The sequence below is a fragment of the Alteromonas profundi genome, from assembly GCF_010500865.1.
Lineage (GTDB): Bacteria > Pseudomonadota > Gammaproteobacteria > Enterobacterales > Alteromonadaceae > Alteromonas > Alteromonas profundi.
On the sequence record NZ_JAAAWN010000039.1, the window covers coordinates 1 to 9,897 of the forward strand.

A 9,897-nucleotide genomic window follows, 5' to 3' on the forward strand; every position below is an offset into this window, starting at 1 on the left:
CCGTATTAAATGTACGATATTTACCTAATTTGCCACACTTATAAGTAGTAACCCACCTCCGCAGCCATTTATTGGTGTGGTCTACAGAGGATTATGTCTTTTTAGAGGGGAAAATCCCTAGAACCCCAACTGAGAAGCAAAGGCGCAACACTGAGCGACATAGAGTCGCTAGACGTAAATCTGGTTCTCCAACTCGTGACGAATATAAACAGTCAGCACAAGATAAAGCTATACAAGCAAAAGCTCTCAGGCAAAAAGGCTTATCAATACGCGCTATTGCAGAGAAAATGGAACTTTCAAAAAGTGCTGTCGGGCGTTATTTAAAAAGTGTCCCAAGTTCGTCCTCTTAACCGTAGGTTATACTGCGTAGCTCTTTCTTATGAAGTCATATTAATGACTTCACGTTTTTAGAATTAGCTTTGCGGAGGCCTTTCGGCCGACATCCTTTTTTTGTGCCCGACTGGGAGCCATTTAAAAAGAATTTTAGAGATCCATTGTTGTTATTTCGTGTGTGTAAACGTGGTTGGGGTTGTGGTCTGTTTGTGTGTCAGCTTTGCTGTCCACATACAGTCCATCAACCGAACTGCGAAGCAGCCATCCCCGTTTTCCACACTGGGTTAAATAGCTATATTTTTAGTCCTTCTCTGACGCTTGACCAATCAGGGTGGTCTGAACCACCAAATTGGATAAGCTTGCCTTCAAATCTTTCTTGGCCGTTACCATCCACATGGTCGTCGATTAGTACATCGCCTTTCAACAGCCCTCTATTTGAAATGCTTTTAAATATGTTTATAAACGGTTTATAACTGTTTATAACTGTTTATTTACTTATTTTATTCATTGCTTGTGTTCGCAGAAAAACCGCAGGCTGAACGCCTAACTCATCACAGTAATCGGTCAGCTGCTTCAACTCAGACGTAGACAAATACACAGTGAGTCGATTGTCGCGCTTCTCCGAAGCGCTCTTGGCAGGCCTACCGCCTTTTGAGGCATTTCCTGCCTCGAAGCTACTTTTTACTTTGTTTTGTCTTGTGCTTTGCGCCTTGTTTAATTTGTCGAAAGCATTACTCATTTTACTAACTCCAGTAATTTGTTTGCCAGCTGTTTGAAATCATTTCGTGCATTACTTAGCGCGGATGAGTACGGGTTTTTGAAGAATATCGAATTCGCACCAGATGTTTGTGGGTACGCCGACCGTGATTTCAGCACTAAACAATCTTTAATTACGGAAAGCGCTTCTTTATGTAGTTTAGAGGTGCTTGTAAACTTGTTTAAAACAGGTTTAATAATAGCTTTCGTCTGAAGATTATATATATCGACCATGCTATCAATATTGTCCGAATCTGCTTCAAAAGGACTTATGATGAGATCGGAATTTTCCAACATCTGCTTTTGTTCAACACTAAGTGCTGCAACACCGACTGGCGATATATCTCCAACTACATAGTCCACGTCGCCAAAGTTATCTGGAATACGATCTAGCACTATGAAAGGCCAGTCTTCATGTTTCTCACTCGCTTGCATCACGTGACGTTGCCTATCCAAATCAAGGAAAAGCACTTTATGCTGCTTTACTAGCGATAAAAAAACAGCGAAGTTTTTGGATAGAGTGCTCTTGCCAACCCCGCCCTTTGGACAATAAAAGGTGATAATTTTCATATATTAATAAACCTGTTATTAATTGCTTTTAAAGTATTTTATAACAGGTTTAAAATATGTCAAAAATACTATTAAGCTGAAAAGCTTAATAGCGCCTTTAGATGACTCCATCTACTCGCGTTCATCTGTTTTTCCAATGCGTCATTCAAGGCCGTTATTTTCTTGGCCTGTTTTTCGTTTTTTTCAGCTAATTGTATATTTTTGGTTTTCACCTCGATCAGCTGGCGCTGCTGCGCTGCGAACTCACCCAATTGACTCTCCATCACTTCAATTTTCGCATTGGCCGCAATCAATTGCTGTTCAAGCTCTGAGATACGGAGCTTTAAATTTGAGACTTTTTCCGCTTCTTCCTGCTCCTGACGTGCTTTTATCTCGGCTTGGGCTTGCTCAAGTTCTTCTATGGACTGAGGGAATTCTACTCCTTTAAATTCTTTTTGTAGTTTTGCTACATCTGATTGCGACAAGTTCAGTGACTCAAGGTAGGGGTAACGCTCTAAAAAGTCTGAAGCTTGCGACCATTTATTCCACGTGTTTACTGGTGTGTTAAAGCCTCCATCTTCTAACGAGGAAGCAACCATAGCTTGCCACCCTGAGAATCCGTATTGGCCTATTACGCTGTTTTCTATTTCCATTTTCGTTGGCCTACCTCGACCAACGAATGGAAGCAAACGCTTAACTGTACGAGTGAACTCTAGCCACTGCCTTTGATTGCCCTGGGAGCCTAGGGCTTTTGTTAATTCAGCATGTATCTGCTGAGCTTCTACTGAAATATCCATCTCTAACCTTCATTTATTATGGTATATAGGTATATTATACCCATATACCATAATAAATGAAGGTTAGATTATGCTTTTTAGAGGTTTTTGTGGTTTCTTTAATAGTGCTAATAAGCACTGTAATGTTGATATTTCGACATTACAGTGTAAAAAAACACTATTAAGTTGCGTGGAATTCACGCTTCCATCTGTCCAATGTGGACAATGAAATGTTGTATCGCTTTGCGACTTCTTTTCGTGACAGATTTAATGAATACAGCTCGTTTACGATCTGCATACGCTTGTCTTTTGGGTAGGTGAAACGGTCAGCGCCAGCACTGACAAGCTCGAACACCTCTGGATCTGAATGCGCCAACAATTCATGGCTTTCAAATATGTTGTGCCACTTCTTACCATCCACGACGAAATAGGAAATGTTGTCACCTGCTGACAAACAGTCCGTTTTTAACAAGATGCGCTGCACCTTGTTCCAAACGTTCCTGAATATCTGCTCACTGGCGCATACAAATACCTGATCCACGTCTTCATAGTTTGGATTCTCCAGTGAACCAAACACACCACGTAATGAATCAGAGGCTTCGTAGTGGTGCTCAATCCTTTCGGCCATGACTTCCAGCCAATGAGTTAGATTGGTGCCGTGCTTGGATTTGCCCCGTAACGTATTTTCAATCTCGATGGCTATCAACCGATTGTCATCGGTTAGTGCCAACGCATCTGGCACACATTGCATCATGGTATGCACATCGTTCTTTTTGGCCTGTACCTCATGCTCAGGCAAATAGTGTGTAATGTGGTAATTTTGAAAATTGATATTGTCTGTCACCAAATCAATCAAAAACTCATTACTTAAATGACGGTGATAATGATGTTCGAACTGACTTAAAAATCCGCGACATTGCGAATACGTTTCGACCTTCTTAAAGCCAGCACCTGAAAATACTGATTTCACTCTGGCCGTGCCTTTCCGTGTCAGTGCATAGCACTTTACGTTAGGCGAGTTAGCCAATGGCTCAGACCAAATATATTTTGTCTGCTCCATACGTCTAACAATGTGCCGCATTGAACCATGCGACGCATCAGCCAATTTCGCTAGTTGAGTCATACTCAACCAGCCAAACTTGGCAATACCAAAAAGCACTTGGTTTTCATTCCATTCGCCCACGGCTTTTTGGGCGTTCTTCACTTCATCGAAGCTTTGTTTCGACTCTGGCTCATCTCTCATACCACTTTGTTCCTAGTCATTTGCTGTTGCAAATAACTAGGAACAAAGCGAGCAATACCTGACTACACCTCTCCACGTTTTCGAGTTATAGTCAGGTATTGTGACGGCCTTTTCCGGCTGGACGCCTCCAAACGCCTTTAGATTTCGGGTTTTCAACCCTCCGGAGCTGGACGCACCTACGGCCTAAAAATCCACGAAATGCCACCCTACGGTGCTATCGCACCTCCGAGCAACCCGCATTTTCACACGTTTTGACTGCTGTCCGGTGCGAGGCTGCGCCTCTTCGGACGAGCTAGTCATCACTGCGCAAAATCCAGGTTGCTCGGAGCTGAAGCTCCTTCGGGTGGGGCCTGCTGCCCCACCAAAAAACGCCTCTGGGGAGGCTGTCACAGCGCTGTCGCTCGCTGGGGCGTGTGACTTTTTGGCGGCTCCCCGCCAGTTTTCACGAGGTGAAAATTCGCTTTGCTCACCCACATTCGTGGGCTGAACTCGCATCCACGACGCTCTCCAAATAACCCTGGGCGGCAGAAACCAAGCCGCGAATACACCAGGTTTTTTTGGTCGCTGTGGCTGCTCAAACAAGCGTAGCTTGGTATTGGTTTGTTACTCCGTAACACCAAGCTACTTGGAGGTCTCGACGCGATTTTAACAATGCTATGGCATTGAAAATCTCGTCTTCGGTTGGTCAGATTTATCACTTGGATATTGATTGTTTATGTCGAAAGGGGAGGGGGAAACTGTGATTTATAGCGGGGAAATTCATTTTTTTGAAAAAAAATGAAAAAATTTTCTTCTTGATTTATTTATACATTTTTCAAAATCACAACATTTTTGTTTAAAAGTCAACGAGTTATGTTGTTTTTTGATTTGTCGTTGCGATTTTCTTGTACTATAGTGTTTGCAAGTCGAGAGTGAAACTTTCACGGGTAGTTAGTGCTAAGAATATTCGCTTAAATGACAAAGTTAATTGGAATATTGATGCGCATTTTTGTCACAGTGAAAAAAAAGACCGGAAAAGTTGCGGCATTTTAAAGGCGTGCGATGATAAGTGAAAAATTAGAGGAGGAGAACGATGTAGATTGAGTAAAGCGATGGGCGTACTAACCAAGATTGTGAGGATTGCGGCCACACAACCTCGGCTGTACAGACGCGAAGCCCAAACTCGATGGAGTAAGTCTTGCGTATTAACTTACAAAGACAGTATTGCACTACTTACTCCTTTTATCAATGTTTTGAAATAGGAGTCAGAGTTATGCTTAAAGAAGCATTTGAACGCTGGCGCATTAGATTTTCTCTTGATATCGCCGTTGGCGATTCATTTGAAATGAATGTGCGATGCGGCAAGAAGAAACGATGAGTTTTGATCCTCCTGCTGGCACAGGAGGATTTTCTCCCTATTCGGGAGTGAGATGTTTCAAGCTGCTTATTCAGCAGTTGAAATAATCATACTTTAAAAGTAATTTCCAAAGTAACCTAAATTTGGAAGCGCTTGGTTGAGTTTAGCTATTGATATTTTTCTTTGGACTATTTTTAGCGTTCAGAGTGATCGGTACTCATCACTTATCTTTCTTTGCGTAGTTCTTCGCGATATATATCGAGCCAAACACCATGATCCCTATGGGCAATAAAAATATCAGTTCTTCAATAAACATACTCAATCTTCTCCGTTATAAAAGCTCAGGATGTTTTGCAACGTGAAGCATCGCTATCGCGATCCCTGCGGTGCAGCACGCCATTGGCGATATTATTAGTAGTGCATACAATGCGTCGCTCTTAATTAACGTGATGTCGATGACGTTAGTCAGAACGTGCATCAAAGCCATTGGGAAAACGCCGAACAGTGCTAGCGCGACAGCAAAAACGAAAATGTGCTTTAGCTTAGTTCTACTTGGCATAACTCATTTCTTCTCCGGTTGATACTTTATACTACCACTCGCCTCCTTGCGACTAGGTGCATGACCTGACAACGTGAGAGTCACTTATGCGTCAGTATCTTTTTGCACTATGTAACTTTAGCCATACCTCGTTCAAATAGCGAATGAGTGCTAAATTTCACATAAATAGGTGCTCTAACTTTTTAGTGTTCTCAATATCATAAATGAGACGACTAAGTTCGCTATCTGTGGCGTCATCATCTTGATTAAAGAGATAGGTTGTTTTTAACACTTTAAGAATGTCTGAACGATTGTGGCCCGCCTTCAACATGACAGTTACTTCTTTTAGGTAGTCGTCATATGTTTTCATATGGTCGCTCTGTTATAGGGGAGTCAAAGTGTTATTGGTTACCGTTCATTAAAAATGACACGAGTCACAATAGCATCGATAACACTTTGTTCTAGCTGTAGAGTATCTGACTCACGAGCGAGTTCAATAAGCATCTCAGCAGTGGGGTAACGTAAACTTCTGAGGTCTGTAGCGTTGACTTGAGTGTGGCCGTTTAGTTGTCGAAAGTATAGGTCAACAATAGTGCTGTTCAGAAACAGCCATAGGCCTCTGGCGAGGTTTTCTTCTAAAGGCTCCCCGTTGGCGTGGAAATAGTTAGTTTTATTTTCAAAGCCAACGACAGGAACATCTGCAGTGTCTGGTGTATATAGCGAAGCTGCTATCCGCCTACGCTCTTCTTTTGCTGTCAATCTTCGAGTTAAAACATACGTGCCATTTGGCACCATTAAGCTTTCAGTTTTCTCATTATGTAAAAGCGCGTTCGGCTTCTTTCCCTCAGGCAGAGGCCATGTGAGCACACCGTTTCTCATGTGCTGGGGAAATATGAGGGGGACTGAGCCTGGTACGTATTCCTGAGAAAGATTCTCCCTGGTACGGAAGTCTACCACTTTACCTGTTGATGCTTGAATGCCTAGGTCTTCAAGACCACAAGGAAGGTTTCCAGCCTTATTGGCTATTTCTCTTTCTTCTTCGTTGGTAATGATATGAATGAATCGATGAGGATTGCGAGGCTGTACAACTTCCTCAAAGGGGAGTTGATACTCAACAGGTGATGGGTCTTCTGCGCAACTGCTAGAGACTATCGTTACCATTTCTCTTTGCGGCTCACCTTTGGTTAGGTGGTATATAACATTTTCCTGAAGCACTTTGTCTACTTTGAACGCGGACTTTCGGCTGTGAAATACATGAAGCTTGTTTAGTGAGCATTCGTTGAGAATAAGCTTTCTGAAATCATTAAAATATGGCCCGTTACAAAAAGACCTGGGCGTAATCGCAACCAGCTCGCCGCCTTGTTCAAGTTGTTTAATTGCCAGAGCAACGAATGCGGAGTAGAGATTGCCTGTTTCTATTTCCACACTGCGCAGTAAGGCTCTCTCCTCGCTTTTTGCACCAATTTTCAAATATGGCGGGTTGAGTATGGCCTTAGAGTAGCGTTTTATTGTCGGGCTTTTTAAATTGGTAACAGAAGAGGCAATAAAGTCTTTTTTGAAAATTTCGGCTCTGAAACCCAGATTATTATAAGGGGCGCGCTCAGAGCATATTGCCAGGTTTTCTTCGAGGTAAGGGTGTAACTCTTCCGATATCTCGTAGCATGTACCTTCTAAACGTTTGCAGTCAGTCTTCATCGCTTCGTTGACGACTGCTGATGTTAGTGAGCCTACTCCGGCTCCGGCATCTAATAGCTTTTCTTCGGGACTGAAGCCTTCGAACATACTGGCTAGCAGAGAGGAAACGCTAAATGAGGACATAAACTGCCCTAGTTTACCGCGCTTTTTCTCGTCAATTTTTGTGTTAGCAATAGCCCGAATTCTGTCAGCTTCCAGGTTTAGATCTTCGGTTATTTTTAGGGCTGATTCAGGCATGGCACTTCTTTAAAATAAAATGGGCGTGGATTTCAGGGTGAAATTATCGCAGAAAAGCCGCAGAGGGAAAATTAAAAACCTGCACTAGATGGTAATCTAGTGATTGCCTTCAAAAGGATAAGGAGTATGTATGGATTTACGAAATAAAAAATTAGAAGAAGCCAAAGAGATACTGACATCGCTGGGTATGGACGCAGCCCGTACCAATGACCGTTCTGCTTGGGTGCTTTTGGCGCTCTGCGCGGTTACGCCCGACTCTGTTTGGGGAGAGGCGCGTGCGCCCCTGTTGACAACTAATGAAATAATGGACTTTATTCGTCGTTGTTATGGAAAGGACTATAAACCTAATTCACGAGAAACAATCCGACGTCAGACGTTACATCAATTTGAACAGGCTGGTTTAATATTGCGTAATAGGGATGACGGCGAGAGGCCGACTAATAGCCAATACAATAACTACTCCCTTAACCAACCTGTTATTGATTTACTTCGGCGCTATCCATCCGATGATTGGGCTGAGCTGGTAAAGGTTTGCCTGGGCCAGCTAACAAAGCTGATTCAACAATCAAAAAGAAATCTAAAAAAATCTCAAATACCAATTACGCTTCCAAATGATAGCGTAATTGAGTTGTCACCTGGTGCGCACAATCAACTTCATGCAGACATTATTCATAAATTTTGTCCTGAGTTTATCGGTGAAGGAGGGCGTGTACTTTACATCGGTGATACAGCGAGTAGTCGGGGAAACGAAGGGGGGAAGCTTATGGTTTTAGAAACCGAGTACCTAGAGCAGCTTGGTATCCCTCCGATGTCGCACGATAAGCTTCCCGATATCGTTGTCTATGATGAAAAGCGTAACTGGTTATTTCTTATCGAGGCTGTGACTAGCCATGGGCCTGTGAGTGAGCTGAGGTGGTCTCATTTACAGGGGATGCTTTCTAATTGTAATGCAGGCCCTGTGTACGTATCAGCATTTCCTGATAGGAAGGTATTTAGAAAACATGTGGCTGATATTGCATGGGAGACAGAAGTGTGGATTGCGGATAATCCCTCGCATATGATTCACTTCAATGGTGACAGATTCTTAGGGCCACATTAGTAAGGCTCAAAGTATATACGAGAAGAAATTACAGCCCTTCCCCCCACACACGAGAAGAAGGGCTGATTTTGCCGAGTGTACAGTCCCTTTCTCTCACACAAAAGAGGAGGGGAGATGTTAAATAATGACGCAGCTTGGCTTGGCGACGAGACAAGCTTTGCATGAAGCTACGTGCTCTACGGATGAGCACGTTAAAACCATCCTTATTTTCTCATTCCACTCACACATAGTGGAATAAAAAAGTTCGGGAAACTGAGCGTCATAACACTCAACATGAGGATTAGAATAATGATTCGATTACGCAAGTCAAGTTGTTGTTTATAAAAGACTTTGCTATTATTTTGTAACATTAAAGTAGGTATTTGTTGAGGCCTTGTTGTGCTTGGCCTGACACGTTCTCTTTTTCATATTTCAGCCTGGGATACACGCAAAAAATTATTGAAGTTCTGTTCTTATGTTCAGGTGATATTTTTTACTTTTACTATTATTTTAATAGAGTGATTATTGAACAGTTAGTGCGGCAATGAATGATAAAATTGAACAAGCGGAAGTGATGTTGAGCAATTTGCTCGCGCTTCAGCATCCAACTGAGTCTACGTTCATTATCGGGCATGATGATGTTGTTGTCACCCTGAGAACAGCAGTTGAAATGCTGATAGAAGAGCAGGATCGTAGAATAGGAAGTAGGCATATTGATTAAGTTTTTCATCGTTACCTTTCTGCTTGCTACTGGCCTAGTTGCGATTTACTTTTTTTTGCCTTCAGCGCTACCTTATCTGGTCGTATCGGGCCTCGTCCTTTTTGTGCTGGGTTCTTTTTTCTTTGTATATCGTTATCCCGATATTTTTTAGTGTAGACACAAGGGATTTAAAATCCCTTGTGTCTACCATCCGCAATACCTCTACCTTGACATGGTAGCGCTCTTTGGCAGGTTTCAACGTGAAATCCACACCTGGAAAGGCGTCATTTTCAAAAAGTGGTAAACGAATGCGTCTGACTTGAAATCAGGTGAAGGGTGCTGGTTTTGTCCGAAACGTTAAAATGCCATAAAGGTCTTTACATGCGTGGCCTAGAGAGGGTTTTTCCTGATGCAAAAGCACCTGCTTTGTCCGAATATTCCAATGTGAAATCCACACCTGGGAAGGCGTCATTTTCAAAAGTGGTAAACGAATGCGTCTGACTTGAAATCAGGTGAATGATGCTGATTTTGTCCGAAACGTTAAAATGCCATAAAGGTCTTTACATGCGTGGCCTAGAGAGGGTTTTTCCTGATGCAAAAGCACCTGCTTTGTCCGAATATTCCAATGTGAAATCCACACCTGGGAAGGCGTCATT

10 protein-coding genes are annotated in these 9,897 nt (G+C 42.6%); 2 read left to right on the plus strand and 8 right to left on the minus strand.

Going from position 1 to position 9,897, the window contains the following annotated elements; all coding sequences use genetic code 11:
• Positions 1 to 625: 625 nt before the first annotated feature.
• The 8 genes from GTH32_RS19665 to GTH32_RS18185 form a co-directional block, all read right to left on the minus strand.
• Positions 626 to 757 (minus strand): hypothetical protein, encoded by a 132-nt coding sequence (locus tag GTH32_RS19665; RefSeq protein WP_281360055.1) that lies wholly within the window; start codon positions 755 to 757, stop codon positions 626 to 628.
• Between the two features lie 63 nt (positions 758 to 820).
• Complete coding sequence (locus tag GTH32_RS18155; RefSeq protein WP_163088440.1) at positions 821 to 1,072, minus strand: hypothetical protein; 252 nt, start codon at positions 1,070 to 1,072, stop codon at positions 821 to 823.
• Positions 1,069 to 1,659: a ParA family protein gene (locus GTH32_RS18160; protein ID WP_163088442.1), complete on the minus strand. Its 591-nt coding sequence runs from the start codon at positions 1,657 to 1,659 to the stop codon at positions 1,069 to 1,071. Before GTH32_RS18160 ends, GTH32_RS18155 begins: the two co-directional genes overlap by 4 nt.
• 71 nt (positions 1,660 to 1,730) lie before the next feature.
• Entirely contained in the window at positions 1,731 to 2,435 is a 705-nt protein-coding gene (locus tag GTH32_RS18165; protein ID WP_163088444.1) for a coiled-coil domain-containing protein, read from the minus strand.
• Between the two features lie 160 nt (positions 2,436 to 2,595).
• Complete coding sequence (locus GTH32_RS18170) at positions 2,596 to 3,657, minus strand: helix-turn-helix domain-containing protein (RefSeq protein WP_163088446.1); 1,062 nt, start codon at positions 3,655 to 3,657, stop codon at positions 2,596 to 2,598.
• Between the two features lie 183 nt (positions 3,658 to 3,840).
• Positions 3,841 to 4,152, minus strand: coding sequence for a hypothetical protein (locus GTH32_RS18175; protein WP_163088448.1), 312 nt, complete (start codon positions 4,150 to 4,152; stop codon positions 3,841 to 3,843).
• Between the two features lie 1,557 nt (positions 4,153 to 5,709).
• Complete coding sequence (locus GTH32_RS18180) at positions 5,710 to 5,901, minus strand: hypothetical protein (RefSeq protein WP_163088450.1); 192 nt, start codon at positions 5,899 to 5,901, stop codon at positions 5,710 to 5,712.
• A gap of 38 nt (positions 5,902 to 5,939) precedes the next feature.
• Positions 5,940 to 7,463 (minus strand): Eco57I restriction-modification methylase domain-containing protein, encoded by a 1,524-nt coding sequence (locus tag GTH32_RS18185; RefSeq protein WP_163088452.1) that lies wholly within the window; start codon positions 7,461 to 7,463, stop codon positions 5,940 to 5,942.
• Between the two features lie 130 nt (positions 7,464 to 7,593).
• Here GTH32_RS18185 and GTH32_RS18190 point away from each other — a divergent pair, with 130 nt between their 5' ends.
• Together GTH32_RS18190 and GTH32_RS18195 are read left to right on the plus strand one after the other, a co-directional pair.
• Entirely contained in the window at positions 7,594 to 8,562 is a 969-nt protein-coding gene (locus GTH32_RS18190) for a BsuBI/PstI family type II restriction endonuclease (protein WP_163088454.1), read from the plus strand.
• A 523-nt stretch (positions 8,563 to 9,085) separates the two neighbouring features.
• A complete protein-coding gene (locus GTH32_RS18195; protein WP_163088456.1) occupies positions 9,086 to 9,262 on the plus strand; it encodes a hypothetical protein in 177 nt (58 codons plus the stop codon).
• The last annotated feature ends 635 nt before the right edge of the window (positions 9,263 to 9,897 follow it).

Excerpts from the sequence above, each read along its gene's own strand:
- GTH32_RS18155 (WP_163088440.1), bottom strand. The coding sequence starts at position 1,072 with ATGAGTAATGCTTTCGACAAATTAAACAAGGCGCAAAGCACAAGACAA.
- GTH32_RS18160 (WP_163088442.1), bottom strand. The coding sequence starts at position 1,659 with ATGAAAATTATCACCTTTTATTGTCCAAAGGGCGGGGTTGGCAAGAGC.
- GTH32_RS18165 (WP_163088444.1), bottom strand. The coding sequence starts at position 2,435 with ATGGATATTTCAGTAGAAGCTCAGCAGATACATGCTGAATTAACAAAA.
- GTH32_RS18170 (WP_163088446.1), bottom strand. The coding sequence starts at position 3,657 with ATGAGAGATGAGCCAGAGTCGAAACAAAGCTTCGATGAAGTGAAGAAC.
- GTH32_RS18175 (WP_163088448.1), bottom strand. The coding sequence starts at position 4,152 with ATGCGAGTTCAGCCCACGAATGTGGGTGAGCAAAGCGAATTTTCACCT.
- GTH32_RS18180 (WP_163088450.1), bottom strand. The coding sequence starts at position 5,901 with ATGAAAACATATGACGACTACCTAAAAGAAGTAACTGTCATGTTGAAG.
- GTH32_RS18185 (WP_163088452.1), bottom strand. The coding sequence starts at position 7,463 with ATGCCTGAATCAGCCCTAAAAATAACCGAAGATCTAAACCTGGAAGCT.
- GTH32_RS18190 (WP_163088454.1), top strand. The coding sequence starts at position 7,594 with ATGGATTTACGAAATAAAAAATTAGAAGAAGCCAAAGAGATACTGACA.
- GTH32_RS18195 (WP_163088456.1), top strand. The coding sequence starts at position 9,086 with ATGAATGATAAAATTGAACAAGCGGAAGTGATGTTGAGCAATTTGCTC.